Source organism: Thermococcus sp. (assembly GCF_027066465.1).
Lineage (GTDB): Archaea > Methanobacteriota_B > Thermococci > Thermococcales > Thermococcaceae > Thermococcus.
Genome location: NZ_JAMONU010000175.1, coordinates 1 through 25,911 on the forward strand (window position 1 = coordinate 1; position 25,911 = coordinate 25,911).

General features: G+C 55.1%; 30 protein-coding genes. 13 read left to right on the forward strand and 17 right to left on the reverse strand.

The genetic code is table 11. The annotated features are described in order from the left end of the window. Positions 1-77 precede the first annotated feature (77 nt). The 9 genes from MVK46_RS08540 to MVK46_RS08580 all read right to left on the reverse strand — a co-directional run bounded on the left by MVK46_RS08540 (position 78) and on the right by MVK46_RS08580 (position 5,250). Positions 78-887, reverse strand: coding sequence for an energy-coupling factor ABC transporter ATP-binding protein (locus MVK46_RS08540; protein ID WP_297536253.1), 810 nt, complete (start codon positions 885-887; stop codon positions 78-80). Further along, a complete protein-coding gene (gene cbiQ / locus MVK46_RS08545) occupies positions 884-1,696 on the reverse strand; it encodes a cobalt ECF transporter T component CbiQ (protein ID WP_297536278.1) in 813 nt (270 codons plus the stop codon). The genes MVK46_RS08540 and cbiQ overlap by 4 nt, the downstream gene beginning before the upstream one ends. Positions 1,697-1,718: 22 nt before the next feature. Next, positions 1,719-2,051 carry a PDGLE domain-containing protein gene (locus MVK46_RS08550; RefSeq protein ID WP_297536254.1) on the reverse strand — a complete coding sequence of 111 codons (333 nt, stop codon included), beginning with the start codon at positions 2,049-2,051 and terminating at the stop codon, positions 1,719-1,721. A 4-nt stretch (positions 2,052-2,055) separates the two neighbouring features. After that, the gene (cbiM, locus tag MVK46_RS08555) at positions 2,056-2,715 is read right to left on the reverse strand and encodes a cobalt transporter CbiM (RefSeq protein ID WP_297536255.1); all 660 of its coding nucleotides are present in this window, start codon (positions 2,713-2,715) and stop codon (positions 2,056-2,058) included. 166 nt (positions 2,716-2,881) lie between these two features. Continuing rightward, entirely contained in the window at positions 2,882-3,682 is an 801-nt protein-coding gene (locus tag MVK46_RS08560; RefSeq protein WP_297536256.1) for a proteasome assembly chaperone family protein, read from the reverse strand. Beyond that, the gene (locus MVK46_RS08565) at positions 3,679-3,858 is read right to left on the reverse strand and encodes an RNA-protein complex protein Nop10 (RefSeq protein ID WP_297536257.1); all 180 of its coding nucleotides are present in this window, start codon (positions 3,856-3,858) and stop codon (positions 3,679-3,681) included. The genes MVK46_RS08560 and MVK46_RS08565 overlap by 4 nt, the downstream gene beginning before the upstream one ends. A gap of 2 nt (positions 3,859-3,860) precedes the next feature. Then, positions 3,861-4,682, reverse strand: coding sequence for a translation initiation factor IF-2 subunit alpha (locus MVK46_RS08570; protein ID WP_297536258.1), 822 nt, complete (start codon positions 4,680-4,682; stop codon positions 3,861-3,863). 83 nt (positions 4,683-4,765) lie between these two features. Continuing rightward, positions 4,766-4,963, reverse strand: coding sequence for a 30S ribosomal protein S27e (locus tag MVK46_RS08575; protein ID WP_297536259.1), 198 nt, complete (start codon positions 4,961-4,963; stop codon positions 4,766-4,768). 2 nt (positions 4,964-4,965) lie between these two features. After that, entirely contained in the window at positions 4,966-5,250 is a 285-nt protein-coding gene (locus MVK46_RS08580) for a 50S ribosomal protein L44e (protein WP_297536260.1), read from the reverse strand. Positions 5,251-5,405: 155 nt separating this feature from the next. On the opposite strand from MVK46_RS08580, the gene MVK46_RS08585 reads away from it, so the two are divergent. After that, the gene (locus MVK46_RS08585) at positions 5,406-5,975 is read left to right on the forward strand and encodes a hypothetical protein (protein ID WP_297536261.1); all 570 of its coding nucleotides are present in this window, start codon (positions 5,406-5,408) and stop codon (positions 5,973-5,975) included. Here the strand turns inward: MVK46_RS08585 and MVK46_RS08590 are convergent. Both MVK46_RS08590 and MVK46_RS08595 read right to left on the reverse strand, forming a co-directional pair. Beyond that, entirely contained in the window at positions 5,965-6,546 is a 582-nt protein-coding gene (locus MVK46_RS08590) for a lysine exporter LysO family protein (protein WP_297536262.1), read from the reverse strand. The genes MVK46_RS08585 and MVK46_RS08590 overlap by 11 nt on opposite strands. Then, complete coding sequence (locus MVK46_RS08595) at positions 6,543-6,779, reverse strand: hypothetical protein (protein ID WP_297536263.1); 237 nt, start codon at positions 6,777-6,779, stop codon at positions 6,543-6,545. Before MVK46_RS08595 ends, MVK46_RS08590 begins: the two co-directional genes overlap by 4 nt. Positions 6,780-7,001: 222 nt before the next feature. Between MVK46_RS08595 and MVK46_RS08600 the strand changes: the two genes are divergently transcribed. Then, positions 7,002-8,198, forward strand: a complete 1,197-nt coding sequence (locus tag MVK46_RS08600) for a pyridoxal phosphate-dependent aminotransferase (RefSeq protein WP_297536279.1) — start codon at positions 7,002-7,004, stop codon at positions 8,196-8,198. Positions 8,199-8,209: 11 nt separating this feature from the next. Here MVK46_RS08600 and MVK46_RS08605 read toward each other — a convergent pair whose 3' ends face one another. Beyond that, the gene (locus MVK46_RS08605) at positions 8,210-8,413 is read right to left on the reverse strand and encodes a MoaD/ThiS family protein (RefSeq protein ID WP_297536264.1); all 204 of its coding nucleotides are present in this window, start codon (positions 8,411-8,413) and stop codon (positions 8,210-8,212) included. Between the two features lie 11 nt (positions 8,414-8,424). Further along, a complete protein-coding gene (locus MVK46_RS08610) occupies positions 8,425-9,336 on the reverse strand; it encodes a hypothetical protein (RefSeq protein ID WP_297536280.1) in 912 nt (303 codons plus the stop codon). 85 nt (positions 9,337-9,421) lie between these two features. Between MVK46_RS08610 and topA the strand changes: the two genes are divergently transcribed. Together topA and MVK46_RS08620 are read left to right on the forward strand one after the other, a co-directional pair. Next, positions 9,422-11,560 (forward strand): DNA topoisomerase I, encoded by a 2,139-nt coding sequence (gene topA, locus MVK46_RS08615; RefSeq protein WP_297536265.1) that lies wholly within the window; start codon positions 9,422-9,424, stop codon positions 11,558-11,560. A 30-nt stretch (positions 11,561-11,590) separates the two neighbouring features. Continuing rightward, a complete protein-coding gene (locus tag MVK46_RS08620; protein ID WP_297536266.1) occupies positions 11,591-12,391 on the forward strand; it encodes a hypothetical protein in 801 nt (266 codons plus the stop codon). Here MVK46_RS08620 and MVK46_RS08625 read toward each other — a convergent pair. Genes MVK46_RS08625 through MVK46_RS08635 form a run of 3 tightly spaced genes read right to left on the reverse strand, consistent with a single transcriptional unit; the run spans position 12,375 to position 14,444 of the window. Next, positions 12,375-13,556 (reverse strand): NAD(P)/FAD-dependent oxidoreductase, encoded by a 1,182-nt coding sequence (locus tag MVK46_RS08625; RefSeq protein ID WP_297536267.1) that lies wholly within the window; start codon positions 13,554-13,556, stop codon positions 12,375-12,377. The genes MVK46_RS08620 and MVK46_RS08625 overlap by 17 nt on opposite strands. Beyond that, positions 13,553-13,756, reverse strand: coding sequence for a DUF362 domain-containing protein (locus MVK46_RS08630; protein ID WP_297536268.1), 204 nt, complete (start codon positions 13,754-13,756; stop codon positions 13,553-13,555). Before MVK46_RS08630 ends, MVK46_RS08625 begins: the two co-directional genes overlap by 4 nt. Next, positions 13,740-14,444, reverse strand: coding sequence for a transcriptional regulator (locus MVK46_RS08635; RefSeq protein ID WP_297536269.1), 705 nt, complete (start codon positions 14,442-14,444; stop codon positions 13,740-13,742). Before MVK46_RS08635 ends, MVK46_RS08630 begins: the two co-directional genes overlap by 17 nt. Before the next feature lie 132 nt (positions 14,445-14,576). On the opposite strand from MVK46_RS08635, the gene MVK46_RS08640 reads away from it, so the two are divergent. From MVK46_RS08640 to rpsG, 9 genes are all read left to right on the forward strand, one after another. After that, positions 14,577-15,257 (forward strand): thioredoxin family protein, encoded by a 681-nt coding sequence (locus MVK46_RS08640; protein WP_297536270.1) that lies wholly within the window; start codon positions 14,577-14,579, stop codon positions 15,255-15,257. Between the two features lie 220 nt (positions 15,258-15,477). Next, positions 15,478-15,726 (forward strand): DNA-directed RNA polymerase subunit H, encoded by a 249-nt coding sequence (locus MVK46_RS08645; protein WP_297536271.1) that lies wholly within the window; start codon positions 15,478-15,480, stop codon positions 15,724-15,726. A 17-nt stretch (positions 15,727-15,743) separates the two neighbouring features. Next, entirely contained in the window at positions 15,744-19,115 is a 3,372-nt protein-coding gene (locus tag MVK46_RS08650) for a DNA-directed RNA polymerase subunit B (protein WP_297536272.1), read from the forward strand. 5 nt (positions 19,116-19,120) lie between these two features. After that, positions 19,121-21,838 (forward strand): DNA-directed RNA polymerase subunit A', encoded by a 2,718-nt coding sequence (locus MVK46_RS08655; RefSeq protein WP_297536273.1) that lies wholly within the window; start codon positions 19,121-19,123, stop codon positions 21,836-21,838. A 5-nt stretch (positions 21,839-21,843) separates the two neighbouring features. Beyond that, positions 21,844-23,019 carry a DNA-directed RNA polymerase subunit A'' gene (gene rpoA2 / locus MVK46_RS08660; RefSeq protein ID WP_297536281.1) on the forward strand — a complete coding sequence of 392 codons (1,176 nt, stop codon included), beginning with the start codon at positions 21,844-21,846 and terminating at the stop codon, positions 23,017-23,019. Between the two features lie 13 nt (positions 23,020-23,032). Continuing rightward, positions 23,033-23,341: a 50S ribosomal protein L30e gene (locus MVK46_RS08665; protein WP_297536274.1), complete on the forward strand. Its 309-nt coding sequence runs from the start codon at positions 23,033-23,035 to the stop codon at positions 23,339-23,341. Continuing rightward, positions 23,341-23,778, forward strand: a complete 438-nt coding sequence (locus tag MVK46_RS08670) for a NusA-like transcription termination signal-binding factor (RefSeq protein WP_297536275.1) — start codon at positions 23,341-23,343, stop codon at positions 23,776-23,778. Before MVK46_RS08665 ends, MVK46_RS08670 begins: the two co-directional genes overlap by 1 nt. A 10-nt stretch (positions 23,779-23,788) precedes the next feature. Further along, on the forward strand, positions 23,789-24,232 hold the full coding sequence (locus MVK46_RS08675) for a 30S ribosomal protein S12 (RefSeq protein WP_042688992.1): 444 nt from the start codon (positions 23,789-23,791) through the stop codon (positions 24,230-24,232). A gap of 5 nt (positions 24,233-24,237) precedes the next feature. Further along, positions 24,238-24,885 (forward strand): 30S ribosomal protein S7, encoded by a 648-nt coding sequence (gene rpsG, locus MVK46_RS08680; RefSeq protein ID WP_297536276.1) that lies wholly within the window; start codon positions 24,238-24,240, stop codon positions 24,883-24,885. Positions 24,886-25,023: 138 nt separating this feature from the next. On the opposite strand, the gene MVK46_RS08685 is transcribed toward rpsG, so the two are convergent. Beyond that, positions 25,024-25,911: alkaline phosphatase family protein (locus MVK46_RS08685; RefSeq protein ID WP_297536277.1), on the reverse strand; the 888-nt coding region annotated here is incomplete at its 5' end.

The following is a 25,911-nucleotide window of genomic DNA, read 5'->3' on the forward strand; positions in this document are numbered from 1 at the left end:
GCCTGCTCATGGAGAAGATTTTGGGGAGGGAGCTGAGAGACGTTCCCGGGGCGCTGGAGCCGGGAAGGCGGTGAGGGTTACCTCTGGAGGAGGCCCCTTAGAATCTCCACCGCCTCCCCTACACTCAACGGGATTTCGTTGATGCCAAGCTCGTGGAAGAGCCTCACTATTTCGGGCACGTCAAGGTTCGCCCTCTCTATGAGTTCCGGCCTCGAGAACAGCTCCCTCGGCGTTCCCTCGAAGAGGATTTCTTTGTTCACCACGTAAACCCTGTCGGCGAGGCGAATCAGCCTCAGGTCGTGGGTAACCACCACGACGGTCTTTCTCTCCCCCTTCCAGCTCCGAATCATGTCGAGCACGAAATTCCTGTTCCTCAAGTCTAAATCCCTCGTCGGCTCGTCGAGGAGAAGAACTTCCGGCTCCATTGCCGTTACGCAGGCTATCGAGGCCTTCTTCTTCTCGCCACCGCTCAGGCTGTACGGGTGTCTATCGGCCAACTTCTCTATGCCGAGCCTTCTGAGTTCCTCTCTGGCCCTTTTAAGACCCCTCTCCTTCCCCCACAGGTGAACGGGGCCGAAGGCTACATCTTCCAGAACCGTTGCGCTGAAGAGCATAACATCGGGATTCTGGAACAGGAAGCCGACCTTCCGCCGGAACTCCTTGTCTGTCATGGTATCTTCAGTTATCAGCTTCCCCTCGAACAGTATCTCGCCCTCCGTTGGCATGACCAGCGCGTCCATCAGCTTGAGCAGTGTGGTCTTTCCGGCGCCGTTCGGCCCGACTATGGCCAGGGTTTCTCCCCTCTCAACCTCCATGCTTATTCCCCTGAGCGCCCACTCCCCGGTTGGATAGCGGTAGGAAACGTTTCTGAGCTCGTAAACCTTCATAGCAATCCCCTCGTGAAGGCAAACGTTAGTACGACGAGGAGAACGGTGAAGGCCGAGAACGCGTAGTCAACCTTTCCAGCCTTGAACTCCCTCAGCGGTTCGATTTCGTTGGCGTAGCCCCTGGAGAGCATGGCGTAGTAGAGGTCCTCGCCGAGGGCGTTGGCCTTTATGAAGGTCGCCCCGATGTGCTTTCCTGCCTCCTTCCAGCTCTCGACCATGCCGAGTTCTCCAGCTAACCTCGCCCTCCTCGCGTGCATCGCGTCGAGCAGGAGCTTGGCGAGAAGGAATATGTAGCGGTAGGTTAAGGTAGTTATTGTTATGACCATTCCCGGAATCCTGAAAGAGGCCAGGGCCGAGACAATGTCGTTCCACCTGCTCGTCATCGTGAAGAGTATCGCGTAGGAAACCGCCGTCGCGACGCGTAGCGTAAAGAGAACAGCCCAGCGGATTCCCTCCCGGCTCGCGGTGAGGCCGAAGAGGTGAAAGGCCGGCTCGCCTGGAATCATGAATATCGAGGGGAGTGCTATAACCCCCGTGAAAATCGGAATGAAGACCCAGACCCTCTTCGTGAACTCTATTACCGGCAGTCTTGAGAGAACCGCGAGGGCCAGCGCGAGGAAGTAGAAAGCTAAAATCAGGTCAATTCTCTCAAGGGACACGACGGTTGCGACAATGACTACGAGAGAGACGACCTTAACCCTTGGGTCGATTCTTTGAAGCAGGCCGTCCCTTCTCGCGTACCTCTCGGAAAAGACGGCGTTGGTCGTGAACTCAAGGACTTCCCTCGCGGTCTCCTCAAGGAACCCCATTCCCACCACCAAAAAAGTAAATTCAAGAGGTGCCCTTGCCGACGACGAACTTGACGAGGAGGTAATAGAGGGTAACGACGAGTACCGTTCCGACCACCGCGGAGATTATGTAGCCTATCGAGGCGTGGAGCTTGTCCTCCCAGCCGGGAACGTCGTAATCAGGTAAAACTGCGTGGTTCCACAGCGTTGAAAGCTTCTCCATTCCGGGCAGCTTGTGGCCGACCATGTGCTCAACCGTGCTCACGTCCCACTCGCCCCACGCCCCCTGAGAGTTCCAGACGAGTAGTATGCCTATGGGAGATAGTATCACCATGACCCCTATCACGATGAGCAGGGCTTTGACGACCCTGTCCATTCGCTCACCCCCTGGCGATTGTTCTCATGGCGAACAGGTCGGGCCTGCTCTTCTTGACGTACCAGACGACTGCCGCGGTAACGACGGCCGCGGCCGGACCTGCCGTCACTAGGTGCGCTATCGCCATGGCCGGAACGGAGACGCGGAGCGGGTAGGGACAGTAGCCGGGCTGTATGTAGGGCTGTATCCCGAGTTCGATGCCGGCCACAGTTGCCGCGGTTACTATGCCGATGTACGCACCGATTCCGGCTGAGATTACCTCGTTGAGCTTGAACCTCTCGCTGAGGAACTTGTAGGTGTAGTAGCCGACGAAGGGCAGGACGACGCCCATGTTGAAGACGTTGGCGGCGTAGGTTGTTATTCCGCCGTCGCCGAAGAAGAGGGCCTGAATTAGGAGCACTATGCTGAGCGACACCGTTGCGGCCCAGGGGCTGATGAGTATCGCTATTATCGTTCCGCCAACGATGTGGGCAGTTGTTCCTCCAGGCACCGGCATGTTGTACATCATCACCAGGAAGGCAAAGGCCGTCAGAACGCCCAGCAGGGGCACCTGGCTTGGCTTTAGGTTCTTGAGCCACCGGAAGGCCTTGTACCAAATCGGTATCATTATCAGGTAGAAAAACGCACAGGTGTACGGCCCGAGGTAGCCGTCCGGTATGTGCACTTTTATCACCTTCCTTATCTTATGGGTGTTATCAAGCTCTAAAACAATAATACCAAATAAAAACTTTTCTGAACTTAGTGTTATTAACCGGTGGTTTATAAAGAAAAGGTGGCACCCATCTCGAAAGGAAAACCTTTTGAGAAGTTGAAAATGGGGGGAAAGAAGCTCAGAGGTAGCCCCTGTCCTCTTCTTCAGGAGCCGGAGGCATCGTCTGTTCGAGCATCGCCCTCTGCATCTCTTGAACCTTCCTGAGTATTTCCTCCGTCTCCTTGGCGCGCTCCTCGAGTGCGGTCATGTCAAGCTCTATTCCCAGTATCTTCGTGACGGCAGTTAGAACGGCTTTTGCCGCTTTGGCGTCAACGATGTAGCCGAGGCTCTCCCCGAGAAGGCTTATCCCGAACATCGAGCGGAGCTTGCCCATTCCGAGGAGAAGGCCGGCCGCTCCCACTATGGCTCCGCCCTCGTCCTCCCTCCAGATTACCTCGACGGGACAGTCCTTGAGCTTTTCCTTGTAGTAATCTATAAGCTCCTCGTGCGTTACCGCGGCTAGAACCTTCGGCTCGCCCTGCAGCTCGGGCACCTGGTAGCCGCCCATGGTGATTATCTCCCTGACGCCGAGTTCCTGAGCGAGGTCGAGCATCTTCCCAACTACTTCGTAGTGGCCTGGGCTGTCAGTCGGCGGAACCTGCTGGTCGCCTGTGATTATTATCAGGTCCCTGCCGTCCTCCTCTGGGTTCACCCAGTAGTAGAACTCGTTCTTCATAAGCTCAACAATCGAGTTCTTCTTTATGAGAACCTGGTGCATGAAGTGGGGTGAATACAGCTCGGCAAACTTTACTGCCTTGAGCTCCTGAATCAGGTGCTCGGCTGCGAGCTTCCCCACAAGGCCTATCCCCGGGAGGCCCTCTATGAACACTGGGTCCCTGAGCTGGGGCCTCTCGAGGAGGTAAATTATGGTTTCCTTCATTTTCTCACCCCTATCCCGAGGAGTTCCCTCTTCCACCTGCGCCTGTACTCACCGTAGGGGTCCTCCGGCGAAAACCTCGGAGGGTGTGCCACCTTGGTCTTTGCCCCGCAGACCGGGCAGGTCTCTTTCAGCGTATACCTTCCGCAGTTGGGGCACCTCCTTATGCGGAACCTCATTTTTACCTCCTCTTAATCTTTCTTATGCGCTTCTCCTTCCTGATGAGGGTCGCCTCTCCCCCGGCCTCCTTAATGACCCGGAGTATCTCCTCAGCTATGCTTTCGAGCACCTCTTCGGCCTTGTAGTAGTCCGGTGCCGTTATGTCTATCCTGTAACGGGGAGCACCCTGGTAGGTGAACTTGACCTCTATGTCCTTTTCTTTGTTGGCCCTGTCCCTGGCTCTAATCAGGGCCTCCTTGATTATCTCGATTCCGTTGGGCTTTGGAACGGTTATCTCAAATTCCGCATCTATGGTAACGGTCGGAACCTCGACGTAGGCCTCGATAATCGGCTTGAGCGCATCGAGCCACTCATCTGGAATGAGACCCTTCAGAACCTCGATGCCGTTCTGGGCTGCATCTTCGAAGGCGGCGTAAACTTCTCCGTACTCCTCCTCGAGCGGAACCCAGACCTCTCTCCAGGCGGTTTCAAAGTCCTTGCCTATCTTTTCAGCCGCCATCTTCAGGAGGTTCTCCGCCTTCTGGGCGCGTTTGTATTCCTGGAGCTTTGCCTTCCTCTGCTGCTGGTTAACGCGCTTGAGGCTCAAATCGATGTGTCCCTTTTCAGGGTCGACGCGTATGACCTTAACGACGACCTTCTGACCCTCTTTGATGTAGTCCCTAATGTTCTTGACCCAGGTTGGGGCCACTTCACTTATGTGCATGAAGCCCTCCTTACCCGGATACTCGTCAAGGGTGAGGAACGCTCCGTACGGGTGAATGTTCTTGACGGTAGCAACGACGAACTCACCCTCCTCGGGAAACTCTTTGGCTTTCCTCGGCATTCTAACCACCTCTAAATTTTTCTCTCCGGAAGGTTTACGAGAAGAGGTTTTTAAAAGTTTGGCGGGATTAAAAGGGAGAAAAATCACTCGAGAACTTCGAGTATTTTCGCCTTAACTATGCCCTTGCCGCCTGTCGGTTCAACGAGCGTTGCACCGCAGACGAGGCAGCGAACCTTCGTTGCAGGGTGGCTGAAGACTATCTGCTCGTTGCCGCAGTCGATGCACTTAACGCGGAGGAACCTGGAGCGCGGCATTGGAATGAGGTTCTTCGGGAGCGCCATGCTCACACCTCCACGAGCTCGAACTTCTTAACGCGGAAGCCCTTCCCCCTGGTGTGGGCCTTACCGCAGACCGTGCACCTAAACCTGAGGTCGAGCTTCTTGACAGGCTTCTCCCTGCCGGCGGGGTTCGGCCTCGGGAATCCGTGGTAACCCTTCATTATCCTCCTGAAGCGCCTCTGGCCCTGGCTAAGTTCGCTCCTCGGCCTCTTCTTGACCTTTTCAACCTTGTGGATTGTGTGCCTCTTACAAAACGGGCAGTACGTTCTAATCTGCTTTGGATACTTCATCATCTCACCCCCACGCAGAGGCCCGGTGGGTTCCTTCGCGGATACCCCCGAGCGTGAGCCGATGACAGCTCTGGGTTTCCGGTCTGACGGGATATTTAAAAAACTTTTTCCCTTCGAAATTTTTAAATACTAAATGTTACTAAAATGTCCCGGTGATGACCATGAGGAGGATGATAGACATAGTCAGGGAGGCAAGGAAGGTTGAGGAGAAGACCGAGAAGGACTACAGGAAGCTCCTCAAGAAGCTCGACAAGCCCGAGTACGCCGACTTAAGGGGACTTATTCTGAGGCTCGCGATAGACACGGCCTTTCACAAGAGGCTGATGGAAGCCCTTGAAAAGGCCTACGACGATGCCGTCAAGCTCGTTAGCGAGTACATGGGGGAGCAGAGGAATGAAGACATAGCCCTCATTCCGGGCGTCCCAACCCTCGTCATGCCCATGGGCTTCGGGCCAATAGGGGCAAGAGTTCCGCCGGAGGAGGTTATTGAAGAGTTCCTCAAGAACTTCCCGAGCGAGGTAGTTCTCCCCGACAGTGAAGAAAAGCTCATTGAGATACTGAGAAGGTACGCTGAGGAAGAGGGCAGGATGAAGGAACTCTACGATGAGCTATCGAGGAGGGCGTTCCACCCTGTCGTTAGGGAGCTCGTGAGGGAGCTTAAGAGAAACGAGGAGCAGCACGAGGAGCTGGTGAAGGGGCTCGTGGAGAAGTACTCTAAAGGCTGAGCATCAGGGGGACGACAAAGGGGACGAGGGCCGTTAGGATGAAGCCGTGAACGAAAGCTACAAGCGCCACTTCCCTTCCCCCGAACTTTCTTATTATTGGAAGCGTCGTGTCCATCGTCGTTGCCCCGCCCATTGAAACGGCCTTTTTCGGGTCTGTTCTCTTTGAGGCAATTGGATAGAGGAGAATCGTGAAGATTTCCCTGAAGAGGTTCCCGAGGAAGCCAACCGCGCCGTAAACCGCTGAGTACTGCGCTATCAGGGGACCCGTTAGCGAGTACCATCCACAGCCGGCCCCGATTGCGAGGCCCCACTTCGGGTTTATGCCGAGGACCAGCGATGCCGCAAGTCCGCCGAAAAGGGAACCCGCGAGGGTCTTCATCGGGAGCGTCAGAGCCTCACGTCCGAGCTTTTTGATTTCTCCGCTTTCAAAGTTGAGGCCGAGGTCAACCCCTATGAGGAATATCAAAACGTAGAGCATCACCTCGTAGGCGTTCCCGAAGTTCGGCTCCAAGAAGTGCCCAGCGAGAATACCTAGGGTGAGGGCCGTCAGCACGAGGTAGAGGAATCTCATCTCCCCACCCCCGCAAGGAGCAGGCTTCCCGCTATCGTGAAGATTGCGAAGAGCAGTGATGAGCCGAAGAGCCAGAGGCCGCTTACGTGAACCTCTCCGGTTTTAACCCCGAGAAAGAAAACCATCGCGAGCAGGGAAGCGCTGACGGGGAGGTCGATTTTGAAACGCCTCCCTGCTTTTCTCATGACGTAGCCAGCGACGATTCCCGCGATTAGGGGTATGAAGATGTTCATGGTCAGACCTAAATCAGAGTGCTAATAAAAGTATCGAAGGGGCTCGGAGGGTGTTCACGTCATCACAGTTCAGCATGCTTGCTATTCTTCATCGCCCGGAGGAGTTTGAGCGGAGGGTTTTAAACGTTTCCCGAAAATCGCTCGCTTTCTCATTTTCTAACGCGAAACTTTGAGAGTCAAGGTTTTTATGATGAACGTCTCAACATTCGGGCGGTGGTCGTTATGATCAGGGCATCGGACAGGGCGATGGGTGTTGAGTACGCGATTAGAGACGTCGTTCTCCCCGCGAGGGAGCTTGAGAGAAAGGGTATAAAGGTCATAAGGCTCAACATTGGGGACCCGGGGAAGTACGACTTCCAGCCCCCGAAGCACATGAAGGAAGCCTACTGTCGCGCCATTGAGGAGGGCCACAACTACTACGGGCCGAGCGAGGGTTTACCCGAGATGAGGGAGGCCGTCGTTAAGAGGGAGAAGTGGAAGAACGGCGTGGACATAACGCCGGACGACGTCCGCGTCACAACTGCCGTAACCGAGGCGCTCCAGCTCATATTCGGCTCGCTCCTCAACCCCGGCGACAACATACTCGTCCCAAGTCCGAGCTATCCCCCCTATGTCGGCCTCGTCAAGTTCTATGGGGCGGAGCCGAGGGAGTACATGACGGTCGAGGAGAACGGCTGGCAGCCGGACATAGACGACATGAGGAAGCTGATAGACGAGAGAACTAAGGCAATAGCCGTCATAAACCCTAACAACCCGACCGGGGCGCTCTACGAGAAGAAGACTATCAAGGCGATACTCGATTTAGCTGGAGAGTACGACCTGCCGGTTATAAGCGACGAGATTTATGATTTGATGACCTACGAGGGCAAGCACGTTTCCCCCGGCTCGCTCACGAAGGACGTCCCGGTTATAGTGATGAACGGCCTCTCGAAGGTCTACTTCGCCACCGGCTGGCGTCTGGGCTACTTCTACTACGTTGACCCCGAGAACAAGCTTGAAGAGGTGAGGGAGGCGATAGACAAGCTCATGCGCATAAGGATATGCCCGAACACGCCGGCCCAGTTCGCCGCTATAGCCGGCTTGACGGGCCCGATGGACTACCTTGAGGAGTACATGAAGAAGCTCCGCGAGAGGAGGGACTACATATACAAGCGCATCAACGAGATTCCCGGTGTCAGCGCTGTCAAACCGCAGGGAGCGTTCTACATCTTCCCGAGGATTGAGGAAAGAAAGTGGAAGAACGACAAGGAGTTCGTGCTCGATGTCCTCCACGAGGCGCACGTCCTCTTCGTCCACGGCTCGGGCTTCGGAAGGGCCGGTGAGTGGCACTTCAGAATCGTCTTCCTCCCGCCGGTCGAGATACTCGAGGAGGCCATGGAGAAGTTCGAGGAGTTCATGAGGAAGAGGCTTGGGGCTTGAGGCCCCTCTTTTTATCCCCCAGAAACGACCGGGATTACCTCTATTTCAATTCCGTCCTCGACTTTTTCATCCTCGAGGACAACCCTTCCGTCAATCCTCGCTATAGCGCTCTCGGTGTTGAAGCCAACCTCCCTGAGGATATCCGCCACTGTCATGTCCTTCCTCCACTCGACTTCCCTCTCGATTCCCCTTCCGAGGACTTTGACCTTAATCATCTTCCACCACCTCACGTGAAGAGAACGGTCCTCTTAAAAACGTCCCTGTGGTTTCCGAAGGCCTCGAACATCTTCCCCGAATAGCTCTCAACGGCAGAATCCAGCAGTTCTTCGAGGTTGTAGTTTATCTCCTCGCTCATCGGCATGTAGAGCGGTGCAGGCTCGTAGTAGTCCATCCCCTTGAGAAGCGACGTCGAGAAGTACCAGAGGGTCTTCTTAATCTTCCTCCCTCTGACAGGTGAAAAGCTGGCGTCTCCCCCTCCAAAGGCCGCGTGGAGGACTATAATCTTCTCAACCTCAACGCCCTTCTTGAGGAGCCTCCTCCGCTCTGTGCTCTCCAAATCCACTATCCTGTAACCGCTCCTCGTGGTCTCGTCGTAGTCTATCGAGACGCCGTAGACGTCCTCAATCCTCGGGTCGTAGACGAGGACCTCGGTTCCTCCGATGACGTAGAGCTTCCCCTCGCGGACGTCAACGACCGTGTTCTCGGTGCTGAGAACGTCCAGACCTTCCGAAACCGCTATGGCTGAAATCGTGCTCTTTCCTGTATGTGGATATCCAACGAACAGAACGGCCCTCCCGCTGGGGTTTACCACGCTGACCGAGTCGGTTACAAAAATTCTGCCCTTTCTGGCTCCAGCCCTTGCAGTGGCTTGGAGGAGGAAGAAAACCGGTGCCTCGTTCTTGTAGGCAGAGGGAACGGCGGACTCGAGCTTGTAGCGGTCCTTTCCGTTGACGTCGTACATCGAGCTGAAGACCCTAAACGAATCCCCCTTGAAGCGCTCGATGATTATGTCGGGCTTTATCTCGGCCCTGAGAACGTCCGGCAGATAGCGTCGGGCAAAAAGCGTTCTAAAGCCGTCAACGAAGCCGTCGTCGAGCTCGCCATCGAAGAGAACACCGACACCTCCGACGCTCAGCATCGTCATCAACGACCTTTCAGTCAGCGGGTTATAAACCCTTCGTCGGAGGTTTTTTATAGAGGGCCTCCAATCGAGGACGAGGCCTATGGTCACGCTCATCATAGCCGAGAAGCCCAACGTCGCGAGAAAAATAGCCTACGCCCTAGCCGAGGGAAAACCCGTCCGGAAGACGATAGGGAAGGTAAGTTATTACGAGTTCACCCGCGATGGAAAGAAGGTGATAGTTGCTCCAGCCGTTGGTCATCTCTTCTCCCTCGCTCCGAAGACCAAGACCTACGGTTACCCCGTCTTTGACATCGAATGGGTTCCCGTTTACGTCGCCGAGAAGGGCAAGGGCTACGCGAAAGACTACATCAAGGCCCTCGCAACCCTTGCGAAGAAAGCCGATGAGTTCATAGTCGCCTGCGACTACGACACGGAGGGCGAGGTTATCGGCTACACGGCTCTGAAATACGCCTGCGGCGTCGACCCTTCGAAGGCCAAGCGCATGAAGTTCTCGGCGTTGACGAAGAAGGACCTTCTCAAAGCCTGGTACAACCTTGAGCCGACGATAAACTTCGGAATGGCAGATGCGGGAATAGCACGCCATGTCCTCGACTGGTACTGGGGCGTGAACCTCTCGAGGGCTTTAACATCGGCCATAAAGCGCGCCAGCGGGAAGTGGATGGTTCTCTCCACCGGAAGGGTTCAGGGACCTACGCTCAAGTTTCTGGTGGAGCGGGAAAAGGAAATCCAGAACTTCAAGCCGAAACCGTACTGGGTCATCAAGATGATTCTTGAGAAAGAGGGCAAGCAGTACACGGCAACCTACGAGAAGGACAAGATATGGGACGAGGAGGAGGCGAAGAGAATCGTCCAGGAGGCCAAGAAGGGGCCGGCCTTCATCGAGAAAGTTGAAGTGAAGCAGCAGAAGAGGAATCCTCCAGTGCCCTTCGACCTCGGAACTCTTCAGAGGGAAGCTTATTCTGCCTTTGGATATTCCCCTAAAAAGACACTAGAGCTCGCACAGCGCTTGTATGAGCGGGGGCTCTCGAGCTACCCGAGAACAAGCTCGCAGAAGCTCCCCAAGAACCTCAACTTCCGCTCGATACTGCAGAACCTCGCGAAGTTGCCGGAGTACAAGCCCTTCGCCCACGAGCTTCTGGGCAAGGGCAACCTCAAGCCCGTTGAGGGCAAGAAGGAAGACCCGGCGCATCCGGCAATCTACCCCACCGGTGAGCTTCCAAAGCCCGGCGAGCTGAGTAAGGACGAGAAGAACATCTACGACCTCATTGTAAGGCGCTTCCTGGCGCTCTTCATGGAGCCGGCGGTGAGGGAGAGCGTGAAGGTAATCATAAACTCCAACAACCACCGCTTCATCCTGAGCGGTGCGAGAACCCTCAAGGAGGGCTGGCTGAAGGTTTACGGGAAGTACGTCAAGTTCGACGAGGTTATTTTGCCCCAGTTCAGGGAAGGCGAACCCGTCAAGGTCGTCCAGATTAAGCGCGAGAAGAAGAAAACGAAACCTCCCGCTCGCTATTCCCCAGCGGCCGTAATCAAGAAGATGGAGGATTTGGGAATAGGAACGAAGGCGACGCGCGCGCAAATCCTCGAAACCCTCTACCAGAGGGGCTACATCGAGGGCAGAAGAGCAATAAGGGTTACCCCCCTCGGCATGCGCGTCGTGGAAGCGCTTGAGAAAAACGTTCCCGACATAGTCAGCGTTGAACTCACGAGGGCCTTTGAGGAGAAGATGGAGGAGATAATGGCCGGAAAGGCAAAGAAGGACGAGGTAATAGAGGAGAGCAAGGAGCAGCTGATTAAAATCCTCAAGGTCTTCAAGGAGAAGGAACTGGACATCGGAAAGATGCTCCTTGAGACGACGGGAACGGGCGTTACGACCTCGAAGGACTCCATTAAGGTGGAGAAATCGAAGATGCCATCCGCGAAATCCGGGACGGAAGAGCCGAAGAAGACCAAGTCCCCTGAGAGGCGTTTAGTCCTCGGGAAGTGTCCCAAGTGCGGCGGCGACTTGGTTCTCAAATACAACAGGAAAACCGGCAAGCGCTTCGTCGGTTGCTCCAACTGGCCGAAGTGCGACGTTACCTATCCTATACTCCAGCGCGGTGAAGTTATTCCCACCGGCAAAACCTGTTGCAACGGTGCCCCGGTTGTAAAGATTCGGGAGAAGGGCAGGGAGTACGAGATTTGCCTCGACATGAACTGCAAGGACTGGAAGCGATAGCCTTATCTTTGCTCAGGATGAGTCCGTATCATGGACGAATGGGAGAGAACAGCAAAGGTTCTGCTGGCCAACGCCCGTGAGCTTCTTGAAAGGCTCCGCGACGAGGTCAGGCTGAACGAGGTAACGGTGGCAAGCCTCCTTGACGTCCAGTCAACCTTCGTCCTCGGTCTGGCGGACGCGAGCCTTTACGCCTTCTCAATGGGGTTAGACGATATCGTTGAGCGCTCCTATCGGTTATTCCTGGAAGGGTTGGAGGTTCTCAAGGCCGGCCACCTATTCATAAGCGAGCCTGAACTTGACCTGTGGCTTTCTCCCCTCAGGAACCTGAACCCGGAGAGGGGTTTTGTCCTTGACAGGCGCCTCTCGCTCCTCGGTGAGCCGAAGCCGACGATGGTCTGGGCCAACCGGGTGGTTCAGCTCAGGAACGCCCTCCACGGAAAACCCGTTAGGGACCCTCTCAGGAGCATCGGCTACGGGATAGATAAAAGCGATAGGCGCTTTCCTGTTCTCTTGAAGGCAGTTAGAAGGCTTTACACGCTTTACCCTGCCCCAATAGATGAGACCGCGAGGCTTCTTGCCATTGAGCTTGGTTTGGGAATGGAAGAGAATCCCATTAAATGCTCCGACGGAACCTGCGAGGCAATAACCGAACTGCCGGACGTCTCGGCCTTTCGGAAAACGGTACTTGATGATGTTGAAATCTACTACCTCATCGAGAACCCAAAGGGTCTGCATTCCCCCTGGGGAAGCCTGAGCGTTGGGAAGGCGAGGGAGATAGTGGTTTTCTCAAGGAAGAAGGGAAAGGGGTTCAGGCTCAGAGGAGCTCCTTAAGGAGCTTTATCCTCCTCGGACTGAGGAGAACCTTTGGGTGCTTGAGGAGAGCTTTTATGACCTCGGTGTAGTCGCCGCTGGCTATCTTCTCCGTATCGGCCCCGCTGAGAACCTGAATGAACAGGTCGAGGTCTTCATCCGTGAGCTTCTCCGTGACCTTCCTTACCTTGAGAACCTTCTCAAGCCTCTTTCCGTCGGTCTCCCACCACTCCTTCGTGTAGTTCTGGAGCAACGAGAGGTTCTCCTCTTCCAGAGCTTTGACAATCCACTTGCTCGCTATCGTTCCGGCTTCCATTGCCTCGGCCATTCCACCGCCGTGCATCGGGTTTACCTGACGAGCTGCATCGCCGACGACGAGGACGTTGTCTTTCACGAGTTCCTTAACGAAGCCGCCAACGGGAACGAGACCAACGTTTATTTCGAGAAGTTTCTTGGCCGGAATCTTGTTCTCCTTCAGCCACTTGTCGAGGTAGTACTTGGCGGTCTTCGGATTGTCTGCGTTTATTCCTATGCCGACGTTGGCCCTGTCTTCGTCCTTCGGGAAGACCCAGACGTAACCGCGAGGTGCTATCTCGTTGCCAAACCAGAGGTGGATTAAATCGGGGTCAAAGCCCTCGATGAGCATCTCGTACTCGTAGCTCGAATCAAACTCGTGTGGCGGGGCGTAGGTGTTTATTCCCGCTTTCCTCGCTATCGTGCTCTCGACGCCGTCAGCGGCGACGATAACGTCGGCGTAAATCTCAATCGGCTCGTCCTCGTGCTTGGCCTTGATTCCAACGACCTTTCCGTCCTTTCTTATGACGTCCAGAGCTTCAGTCCTCGCGAGAACGTCTGCCCCGGCCTTAGCGGCGTAGTAGGCGAGCATCTTGTCGAAGACCTTCCTCTCGAGGATAACACCGCTGACTTCTTTATACCTGAGCTCGAGCTCGTAACCGCTCGGGGAGTAGAGTTTTGCCCCGTAAACCTCGCGGTTGATGAAGCGCTTGTCGTAGGGAATGTCATACTTCTCGAAGACCTTTATGCTTATGCCCTCGGCGCACTGCTTAGGAGTCCCTATCGCCCACTTCTTGTCAATCATGAGAACGGAGTATCCGGCCTTTGCGACGTTTCTCGCCACTATGGGCCCCGCTATTCCCGCCCCAACGACGACGACGTCATACCTCATGCTTTCACCTCCAGGGGTTCCTCACTGAGGGCTCCGACTGGACAGGCGCTGATGCATATTCTGCAGCTTATGCACTTGTCCTGGATAAACTCCCAGCCGCTTGAGTGTACCTCTATAGCCAAAGTCGGGCAGACTCCAGCACAGCCACCGCAGAGGTAACAGCGGTCTTCGTTAACAACGATTTTAATCTTCTCCGGCATCTCTTTCACCGCCGAGCTTTGTTTTTAGCCTCTCGTCATCTATCGTTATAATGCCGTCTTTTATTCTTAACGGGACGAATCTGTCCAGCTCGCTCGCCTTCTGAAGGACTTCCCTCTCCTTGAGGTTGAGCCTGTCGCTCAGCTCTTCAACGGTTGCCGAGCCGTTGAGAAGGATGTAGTGGAGGATTGCCAGCTGGGTCATGTCCCCGATTTCCTTGAGGTACGTGTCCTTAATCATGGCCATGAGCCTGTCCCTTCTGCTCTCTATGGCCTGTAGGGCTTTCAGAGTTTTTTCAAGCTCTCCGCTCAGTGAGCGGAACGTTAGAATCATCTCCTCAAGCTTCTCCGGTTTTCCCTCTGGGAGTTTGATATGAACTTCTCCCACGTTTTCGTCTCCTAAGTCAAGTCCACGGTACCAGAATATGTTGGGAGTTACCGTTACCACGTAGGTCTTGGCTATGTTTATGTCGTAGTATTTTCTCGCCGGACCTATAAAGGGTCCCTCCCTCTCGTAAGACTTCAGGATTCCCTCGCGCTCCATTATTTTAAGGTGCTTTGCAACGGCCGTAGAGGAGACGCTAACCTTACTGCTCAGAAAACTGAAGTAGCACTCGGTGCAGGTGAGGTGGCTGAGCAAATCGCGCCTCACCCTGTTCCCCAAGATGTAGAAGATGTCCGGTTCAGCCATGCCCCACACCACCCAAACTTGTAACGCAAAGCTTATATATTGGACATTGAACTTAAGGTTGCAAACCTGGGGATTTTCACCCGGAGAAAATGGTTCGCGATGATTATAAACCTTTAGATGGGGGTGTGGTGGATGGGACTGATTAGTGATGCCGACAAGAAGGTTATTAAGGAGGAGTTCTTCTCGAAGCTCACCGAACCGGTCAAGCTCATGGTCTTCACAGGAAAGGAGCACTGCCAGTACTGCGACCAGCTGAAGCAGCTCGTTCAAGAACTCAGCGAGCTTACCGACAAGCTCACCTACGAGTTCGTAGACTTCGACACCGAGGAGGGCAGGAAGAAGGCCGAGGAGTACAGGATTGACCGCGCTCCCGCTGTGAGCATAACCAGAAACGGCCAGGACGTTGGTGTCAGGTTCTTCGGCCTTCCGGCCGGCCACGAGTTCGGGGCCTTTCTTGAGGACATCGTTGATGTCAGCAACATGACCACCGACCTTATGCCAGAGAGCAAGGAAGCCCTTGCGAAGATTGACAGGGACGTTAGGATACTCGTCTTTGTAACGCCAACCTGCCCCTACTGCCCGCTCGCGGTTAGGATGGCCCACAAGTTCGCCATCGAGAACACCAACGCCGGTAAGGGCAAGATACTCGGTGATATGGTAGAGGCGATTGAGTATCCAGAGTGGGCCGACCAGTACAGCGTCATGGCGGTTCCGAAGATAGTCATCCAGGTGGACGGCGAGGACAAGGTTCAGTTCGAGGGTGCTTATCCGGAGAAGATGTTCCTTGAGAAGCTTCTCTCCGCTCTGGAGTGAGGGCTCCTCCTTGTTTATCCCTTTACGGCCCCCGTTGGTGAACATTTTCATACACTAAAGAACCTTGCGGGGCCTCTTCGGCTCCGAAATTCCTTCTTAAACTTTACGCAACCGATATAAAGCCTCTCCACCGAGATACCACTCGAAAAGCTTATATACCGGAACCCGCAGGTGGGGGTAGTGAAATCGTTCTTGAAAAACGTTAAGGGGGCAATTCTCGGTGGCGGCGAAAAAGGAGTTTGACATATTCGCTCACGTGCTGGTTCCCGAGCACAGAATCCTCAGTGAGGAGGAGAAGGAGGAGCTCCTCAGGAAGTACAGAATTAGAATTTCCCAGCTTCCGCAGATTAAGGCTTCTGACCCGGCCGTCGTTGCCCTTGGGGCCAAGCCCGGCGATGTCATTGAGATAAAAAGAAAGAGTCCAACGGCGGGTTACTACTACTATTACCGTCTCGTCGTGGAGGACTGATTCTGGGGTGAGAGTTCATGAGCAGAGGGGTTACCGTTAATGAGCCGATTTTAACTCCTGACGAGCTGTGGCTCGTTATGGAGTCCTACTGGAAGGAAAAGGGCCTCGTGAGACAGCACCTCGATTCTTACAACGCCTTTATTGAGCACGGCCTTCAGGATGTCATCAACGAGTTCGGCGGCGTCAAGCCCGACATTCCGGGCCTTGAGGTCAAGTTTGGGAGGATTAGACTTGGGGAACCCGAATTCCAGGAAGCTCAGGGGCAGAGGAGGCCGCTCTACCCAATGGACGCGAGAATAAGGAACCTCACATATTCCGCCCCGCTCTACCTTGAGATGATTCCCGTTGTCAACGGCATCGAGCAGGAGCCGGTTGAGGTCCGCATCGGTGAGCTACCGATAATGCTCAAGTCCAAAGCCTGCCGCCTCTACGGTCTCAGCGATGAGGAGCTCATAAAGCTCGGCGAGGACCCAAAGGACCCAGGGGGATACTTCATCATAAACGGCTCCGAAAGGGTTATCGTTTCTATCGAAGACCTAGCCCCGAACAAGACGTTGGTTGAGAGAGACGAAAGGCAGAACCGCGTTATAGCGAAGGTTTTCTCGTACAGACACGGCTACAGGGCTCTGGTTACCGTTGAGAGAAGAAAGGATGGAATCCTCTACGTTTCAATTCCCAACGTTCCCAAGCCTGTCAAGTTCGTTTACGTGATGAGAGCCCTCGGTCTCCTCAGCGATAAGGAGATAGTTGAGGCAGTAAGCGACGACCCGAGGATTCAACAGATTCTCTTCGACAACCTCGAGGATGCAAGCGATATAAGAACCCAGGAGGAAGCTTTGGACCTTATAGGAAGGCTCTCGCTTCCGGGTCAGCCCAAGGAGTACAGGCTCAAGAGGGCCGAGCACATCATAGATAACAACCTCCTTCCGCACATGGGCGTCGAGCCTGAGAACAGGAAGGCTAAGGCTTACTACCTCGGCATGATGGCTCTTAAGGTCCTTGAGCTTTCGCTCGGCCTGCGCGGTGAGGACGACAAGGACCACTACGCCAACAAGAGGCTCAAGTTAGCTGGAGACCTTCTCAAGGACCTCTTCAGAATAGCCTTCGGCCAGCTCGTCAAGGACATGCAGTACCAAATGACCAAGACCTACCAGAGGAAAGGCGAGCGCTACACTTTCGAGAACGTTCAGAGGTTTGTGAGAAACTCGATAAGGCCCGACGTCCTCAGCGAGAGGATTGAGCACGCGTTAGCTACCGGCGCCTGGCCCGGCGGAAGGACCGGTGTCAGCCAGCTCCTTGACAGAACCAACTACATCTCAACCCTCTCGCATCTCAGACGCATTACTTCACCCCTCAGCAGGGACCAGCCCCACTTCGAGGCCCGTGATTTGCACGGAACCCACTGGGGAAGAATCTGCCCGACCGAGACTCCGGAAGGCCCGAACTGCGGTCTCGTCAAGAACCTGGCTTTGATGTCCCAGATAACCACGGGCATTCCCGAAGAGGAGGTTAGGACCTACCTTATGAAGCTTGGCATAGTTCCGATTGAGGAGAGAAGACCCGCCCCGGGACTCTACCGTGTCTACCTCAACGGTGTTCTCATCGGAACCATCGAAGACGGCGAGACGTTTGTGAAGAGAATTAGGGCGGACAGGAGAAGCGGCAAGATAAGCGATGTGATAAACGTTGCCCTCTACGATGAGGGTGAGGTTAAGGAAATCTACGTTAACAGCGACGATGGTCGCGTTAGGAGACCCCTTATCATAGTCGAAAACGGCAAACCAAAGCTCACCCGCGAGCATGTTGAGGCCATAAAGAACGGCCAGCTCATGTGGAGCGACCTAGTTAGGATGGGTGTTATTGAATACCTTGACGCGGAGGAAGAGGAGAACGCCTACGTTGCAACATGGCCATGGGAGGTCACCGAGGAGCACACCCACCTCGAGCTTATGCCCGCCGCCATACTGGGCATTCCAGCTTCACTCGTTCCGTATCCTGAGCACAACGCGGCTCCAAGAAACACCTACGGCGCGGGCATGGCCAAGCAGAGCCTCGGTCTCGGCTGGGCCAACTTCAGGATTCGCGTCGATACGAGAGGTCACCTCATGCACTACCCAGAGGTTCCGCTCGTCAACTCAAGGATAATGAAGGCGGTTGGTTTCGAGGAGAGACCAGCTGGCCAGAACTTCGTGGTTGCGGTTCTCAGCTACCACGGCTACAACATGGAGGACGCAGTAATTATGAACAAGGCCTCAATCGAGCGCGGATTGGCCCGTTCAACGTTCTTCAGAACATATGAAGCCGAGGAGAAGAGGTATCTGGGCGGTCAGAAGGACACCTTTGAGATTCCCGACCCAACGATACAGGGCTACCTCGGCGAGAAATACTACAGGCATCTCGATGAAGACGGTCTGATATTCCCCGAATCCAAGGTCGAAGGAAAGGACGTTCTCGTTGGAAGAACTTCACCGCCGAGGTTCCTTGAGGAGCAGACTGGTCTCGGCGGCGTTGCCCTTCAGGGCAGGAGGGAGACTAGCGTTGCCGTCAGACCGAGCGAGAAGGGTGTTGTCGATAAGGTCATCGTCACCGAGACCGGGGACGGAACCAAGCTCGTTAAGGTCACCGTCAGGGACCTGCGCATTCCGGAGCTCGGTGACAAGTTCGCTTCAAGGCACGGTCAGAAGGGCGTCATAGGCTTAATCGTTCCGCAGGAGGACATGCCTTGGACAGAGAGCGGCATCGTTCCGGATTTGATAGTCAATCCCCACGGTATCCCGAGCCGTATGACCGTCGGACAGCTCATCGAGGCCATAGGCGGAAAGGTCGCCTCGCTCAAGGGAAGGCGCGTTGACGGAACAGCTTTCATCGGCGAGCCGGAGGAAAGGCTCAGGAAGGAGCTTGAGGAGCTTGGCTTCAAGCACACCGGAAGGGAAATCATGTACGACGGCATAACCGGCAGGAGGCTCGAGGCGGACATATTTGTCGGCGTCATCTACTACCAGAGGCTCCACCACATGGTTGCCGACAAGATGCACGCGCGCTCAAGGGGTCCGGTTCAGGTTCTCACAAAGCAGCCCACCGAGGGAAGGGCGAGGGAAGGCGGTCTTCGCTTTGGTGAGATGGAGCGTGACGTCCTCGTCGGCCACGGGGCGGCGATGTTGCTCATCGAGCGTCTCCTCGAGGAGAGCGACAAGACGGAAGTATGGGTCTGCGAGAACTGCGGACATCTGGCACTTGAGGACAAGCGCCGCGGCAAGGTTTACTGTCCGGTCTGCGGTGAGGAGGAGAGGATAAGCAAGGTTGAGATGAGCTACGCGTTTAAACTGCTCCTCGACGAGCTGAAGGCGATGGTGATTAGGCCTTCCCTCAAGCTTAAGGATAGGGTGTGATGGCCATGCAGTCGATGAAAAAGGTCATCGGGAGTATTGAGTTTGGTATCCTCTCACCCCAGGAAATCAGAAAGATGAGTGCAGCCGAGATTACGGTTCCAGATACCTACGACGATGACGGTTACCCAATCGAAGGCGGCCTTATGGACAAGAGGCTCGGTGTCATCGACCCCGGCCTTAGATGTGAGACCTGTGGAGCAAAGGCAGGAGAGTGCCCGGGCCACTTTGGCCACGTCGAGCTTGCCCGTCCCGTAATCCATGTCGGCTTTGCCAAGACGATACACAGAGTCCTTGAGAGCACCTGTAGAGAATGCGGCAGGATAAAGCTCACCGACGAGGAGATAGAGGAATACATGAAGAAGTTCGAGGTTATGGGTGACAGGAAAAAAGCAGTTGACAAGCTAATCAGGGAGATTCACAAGAAGGCTAGGGAGAGGATGGTCTGCCCGCACTGTGGAGCACCGCAGTTCCCGATTAAGTTCGAGAGGCCCACCATCTACTGGGAGCTCAGGAAGGACGAAGAAGGAAACGAGTACAAGCACAGGATGATGCCCAGCGAGATTCGTGAAAGGCTTGAAAAGATACCGGATGAGGACCTGCCCCTCTTGGGACTGCACCCAGAGAAGTCGAGGCCAGAGTGGATGGTTCTTACAGTTCTTCCGGTTCCGCCGGTCACAATGAGACCTTCAATTACCCTCGAGAGCGGCATTCGCGCCGAGGACGACCTCACGCACAAGCTGGTTGATATCATCCGCATCAACAACAGGCTTAAGAGCAACATAGAGGCCGGAGCGCCTCAACTGATTATCGAAGACCTCTGGGACCTCCTCCAGTACCACGTAACAACTTACATCAACAACGAGACCTCGGGCATTCCTCCGGCCAAGCACAAGAGCGGAAGACCCCTCAAGACCCTTGCCCAGCGTTTGAAGGGTAAAGAGGGTCGCTTCCGTGGAAACCTCAGCGGCAAGCGCGTCAACTTCTCAGCGAGAACAGTCATCAGCCCCGACCCCATGATAAGTATCAATGAGGTCGGCGTTCCCATAGCCGTGGCCATGGAGCTTACCGTTCCCGAGAAGGTCACCGAGTTCAACTTCGAGAAGCTCAAGCAGAGGGTCCTAAACGGTCCGGATAAGTATCCGGGCGCCAACTACGTCATCGACCCCGAGGGAAGGAGAATCCGCCTCATGGAGAACAACCTCGAGCTTATAGCTGAAAAACTCGACATCGGCTGGACGGTCGAGAGGCACCTCGAGGATGGTGACGTTGTTCTGTTCAACAGACAGCCCTCCCTTCACAGGATGAGCATAATGGCCCACCGCGTTAGGGTTATGCCCTACAAGACCTTCAGGCTCAACTTGGCCGTCTGCCCGCCCTACAACGCGGACTTTGACGGTGATGAGATGAACCTGCACGTGCCCCAGACCGAGGAGGCGCAGGCGGAAGCGAAGATACTCATGGAGGTTCAGAACCACATAATCTCGCCGCGTTACGGAGGTCCGCTCATAGCGGGAATCCAAGACCACATCTCCGGCGGCTACCTGCTCACCCGTGAGGGGGCCTACTTCACGAGGACAGAGGTAGAGCAGATGCTCATGTTCGCCGGCGTTGATGTTGACGAGCTTCCGAAACCTGACAAGGTTGAGAACGGCGTTGAGCTGTGGAGCGGAAAGACGATATTCTCGCTCCTCCTTCCGGACGACCTCACCATCTGGTACCGTAACAAGCTCTGCGACGAGCCGGAGCGCTGTGAGGCCCTTGAGAAGCTCATAGAGGAGAAGCTCATTCCAGACCCGGAGGAAGTTAGAAAGCTGGCCTACGACGGCTTCGTCTACATTCAGAACGGAAAGCTCCTCAGCGGTGCCATAGACAAGAAGGCCTACGGCAGAGAAGACGGAAAGCTCCTCGACGTAATCGTTCGTGAGTACGGCGTCGAGAGGGCCAGACAGTTCCTCGACCAGGTCACAAAGCTGACGATATGGGTCATCACACACAAGGGCTTCACCACAGCCATAGACGACGAAGACCTGCCGCAGGAAGCTCTCGACAGGATTAAGGAAATCATCCGCGAGGCGGAGGAGAGAGTTCAGAAGCTTATCGAGGCGTACAAGCGCGGTGAGCTTGAGCCGCTCCCCGGCAAGACCCTCGAGGAGACCCTCGAGAGCAAGATAATGGCGGTTCTCGCCGAGGCGCGTGACAACGCAGGTAAAGTTGCCGAGAGGTACCTCGGTATGAACAACCACGCCGTCATAATGGCCAAGACCGGAGCGAGGGGTAAGATACTCAACATCACCCAGATGGCGGCGATGCTCGGCCAGCAGTCCATCAGAGGAAAGCGCCTCTACCGCGGCTACCGCGGAAGGGTTCTCACGCACTTCAAACCAGGTGATTTGGGAGCAAGAGCAAGGGGCTTTGTAGTGAACTCCTACAAGAGCGGCCTCACGCCTCAGGAGTACTTTTTCCACGCCATGGGTGGCAGGGAGGGACTGGTTGACACCGCCGTTAGAACTGCCCAGAGCGGTTACATGCAGAGAAGGCTAATCAACGCACTCCAGGACCTTAAGGTCGACTACGACGGAACCGTCAGAGACCCGACCGGAATCATCGTCCAGTTCCGCTATGGAGAGGACGGCGTTGACCCAATGAAGAGCTGGGGTGGTAAGACCATTGATGTTGACAGGGTTATAATCAGAACCCTGCTGAAGACCCGTGCCAAGGGGTGATGCTCATGGTTTCCGAGAAAACAATAAAGAACCTCGTTGAGAAGGCAGACCTCCCGGCGAGCGTGAAGGAGGAGCTCTACGAGAAGCTCGTTGAGTACAACAAAAGGTACGACCTGAAGAAGACCGAAGTTGAGGCAATCATCGAGGAGACCGTTAAGGAGTATCAGAACGCCCTCGTCGAGCCGGGGGAAGCTATAGGAACGGTTGCGGCGCAGTCGATAGGTGAGCCATCAACCCAGATGACCCTCAACACCTTCCACTACGCCGGTGTTGCGGAAATCAACGTCACCCTCGGTCTGCCGAGAATCATCGAGATTGTTGATGCCAGGAAGAATCCCTCAACGCCGATAATGACGGTTTACCTTGACGAGAAGCACAGGTATGACCGCGAGAAAGCCCTCGAAGTTGCGAGGCGCATCGAGGGAACAACCCTTGAGAACCTCGCGAGGGAGGAGACGATAGATATACTCAACTTCGAGTATATCGTTGAGATTGACCCGGAGAGGCTTGAGAAGGCCGGTTTGGACATGGAAAAGGTCAGAAGAAAGCTGGAGGGCTCCTTCAAGAGCGCTGAGTTTGAGGTTGATGGATACACGCTCATAGTGAGACCCAAAAAGGCGGCAAAGCTCTCAGACCTGAGAAGACTTGCCGAAAAGGTTAAAAAGCACCGTCTTAAGGGTCTCTCAGGCGTCGGAAAGACCATCATAAGGAAGGAAGGCGACGAGTACGTGATATACACCGAAGGTTCGAACTTCAAGCAGGTGCTCAAGGTTCCGGGCGTTGACCCGACGAGGACGAGAACCAACAACATCCACGAAATCGCTGAAGTCCTCGGCATCGAGGCCGCAAGGAACGCCATCATCGAGGAAATCGTCAACACGATGCGCGAGCAGGGTCTCGAGGTTGACGTCAGGCACATCATGCTCGTCGCCGATGTGATGACCCTCGACGGCGTTATCCTGCCTATAGGCAGGCACGGTGTCGTCGGGGAGAAAGCGAGCGTCTTAGCTAGGGCGGCCTTCGAGATTACAACGCAGCACCTGTTCGAGGCCGCCGAAAGGGGAGAAACCGACCCGCTCAACGGTGTCGTTGAGAACGTCCTCATCGGCCAGCCCGTGCCCGTTGGTACGGGAATAGTCAAGCTGGCAATGAATCTCCCCCTGAGACCGAAAAGGGAGTAGGGAGGTGTAGTTAATGGTTGACTTCGCCTTTGAGCTTAGGAAGGCCCAGGACACCGGTAAGATAGTTATGGGAGCCAAGAAGAGCATCCACTACGCCAAGGTCGGCGGGGCAAAGATGATTATAGTCGCGAAGAACGCGAGGCCCGACATCAAGGAGGACATCTATTACTACGCCAAGCTCAGCGGAATTCCAGTTTACGAGTTTGAGGGAACCAGCGTCGAGCTCGGAACCCTCCTTGGAAGGCCGCACACAGTTTCGGCCCTCGCGATACTCGACCCGGGCGAGAGCAAGATACTCGCCCTTGCCGGGGGTAAGGAGTGATGCCGCTCAAGCTCAACACCGACCAGATAAAGTACATAGCGCTCTTCGAGAGCATGACTGGAGCGACCGTCCTCGACTGTCTCATAGACACCAGCAGAAACAGGCTGGTTTACGTAATCAAAAAGGGCGAAATGGGATTGGCACTTGGAAAGAAGGGCTCCAACGTCAAGCGCGTCCAGAGCATGCTCGGTAAGGAGATAGAGCTTATAGAACACTCGGACAATCCCGAAGAGTTTTTAAGGAACATTTATAAGAGCCTCGGGGTTAAGGTTAAAAAGGTTCACATCACCGAGAAGAAGGATGGCAAGAAGGTCGCCCTCCTCGATATCGGCCCTCGCGACAAACCGAGGGCAATAGGAAGGGGCGGCCAGAACATAAGCCTCGTGAAAGAGTTGATGGAGAGACATCACGGCATTCACGACGTGATTATAATTTGAGGTGATGCTCATGCCCGGAAAGAAGGCTCCGTATGGCGAATTCGCCGGTAGAAAGCTCAAGCTCAAGAGGAAGAAGTTCCGCTGGAGTGACATCCGCTACAAGAGGAGGGTTCTCCGCCTCAAGGAGAAGAGCGACCCGCTTGAGGGCGCTCCGCAGGCAAGGGGAATCGTCCTTGAGAAGATAGCCGTCGAGGCCAAGCAGCCCAACTCGGGAATGCGTAAGGCGGTTCGTGTTCAGCTCATCAAGAACGGTAAGGTCGTCACCGCCTTCACCCCCGGTGACGGTGCCATAAACCACATCGACGAGCACGATGAGGTCATTATCGAGGGAATCGGCGGTCCTAAGGGCGGTTCGATGGGAGACATTCCCGGAATCCGCTACAAGGTCGTCAAGGTCAACAGAGTTTCACTGAAGGAGCTCGTCAAGGGAAGGAAGGAGAAGCCGAGGAGGTGAAGTGAATGGCCAAGCCGCTCAGCGAGCGCTTTTTCATCCCGAAGGAGCTCAAGGTCATGGGGCGCTGGAGCGTCGAGGACGTAACTGTAAACGACCCATCTCTCAGACCATACATAAACCTCGACGCGAGAATTCTTCCTCACAGCCATGGCAGGCACGCCAAGAAGCCCTTCGGCAAGGCCCAGGTTCACATAGTTGAGAGGCTCATCAACAAGGTCATGAGGAGCGGTGCCAGCCACTACAAGGCCGGTGGCCACTTCATGAGGAGGGAACACCGCTCGATTATGAGCAAGAAGATGAAGGCTTATGAGGTCGTCAAGGAGGCCTTCATGATTATCGAGAGAAGAACCAAGCAGAACCCGATTCAGGTCCTCATAAGGGCCATCGAGAACTCCGCCCCGAGGGAGGACACGACCACCATCGCCTTCGGTGGAATCCGCTACCACATGGCCGTTGACGTTTCCCCGCTCAGGAGGCTCGACATCGCCCTCAAGAACATCGCCCTCGGTGCGAGCATAAAGTGCTACCGCAACAAGACCACCTACGCACAGGCTCTAGCTGAGGAAATAATAGCTGCGGCAAACAAGGACCCGAAGAGCTTTGCCTACAGCAAGAAGGAAGAAATCGAGAGGATTGCCCAGTCCTCCCGCTGAGGGCTGGATGCTTCTTTTACCCTTCCGCTTTTCTCGTCTCGTTGTTAGGGGCTTTGTGTAAAAGGGCAATGCTGTTCATTAGTTGAAAAGAGCACAAACTCCGCTTCGGGAGAAAGGAACTGGATTGAGTTTCGGAGGCTAAACCAAACTCTCCCCCACCATGTTCCCTGGCTTCTCAACTCCGAAGAACTTCAGAACCGTCGGGGCAATGTCCATGAGGCTCGGCTCGTCAAGGTTAACCTCCTCAAAGCCCCAGAGAATCAGCGGGACCTTCATCACAGGTTCGTTCATCGAGCCGTGCATGCCCTTGACCCAGTGGCTTGTCCCCTTTATCCCCTTACACATCCTGTGGGAGCAGAACCAGTAGCCCGGCTTCGCTGAAACAATCAGCTCCCCGCTGTTCGGGCTGTTGAGATGAGGTAAGTCCTCGCGAAAGAAGATGGCCTTAACGCCCGGTGCCCTTCTCAGGACTTCAAAGGCTTCCTCGGCCTCGTTCGGGTTCCGCAGATAGACGTGAACGCCCCCGCCGGAGGAAACGCGGAGCGCTTCAATCCCGTGCTTCAGGAGGTAGGTTTTCAGGTTCACCCAGGTGTGAACATCCTCCTGCCCGTGGTCGGCAAAGATTATGAAGGCGTACTCGTCCTTGAGGCGCTCCCACAGCGTCCTAACTGCGGTATCAACGGTGTGCACGGCCTTAAGGGCACCCTCACTCAGCGGTCCGTGGTCGTGGCTCATTCCGTCTATCGAGGCGAAATGAACGAGCAGCAAGTCGGGTTTACACTCCTCGTAGAGGTAGAGAGCAGAGTTTAGGACCCATACGTCTTTCCTCCAGTCGCGCCCGTGCTGTCTGTACATCTTGTCGCTCGCAAAAAACGGTGGAAAAATCCTCACGTCGGTTCCGCTGAAGGGGGGCATCGTGTAGCCCGAAACGCTCGCCGTTCTAACGCCCCTTCCGCGGAGCAGGTCGACTATTGTCGGTGCCTTTATGACCTTGTGGGGGTTGAACGCTATTTCGTAGTCGTAGAA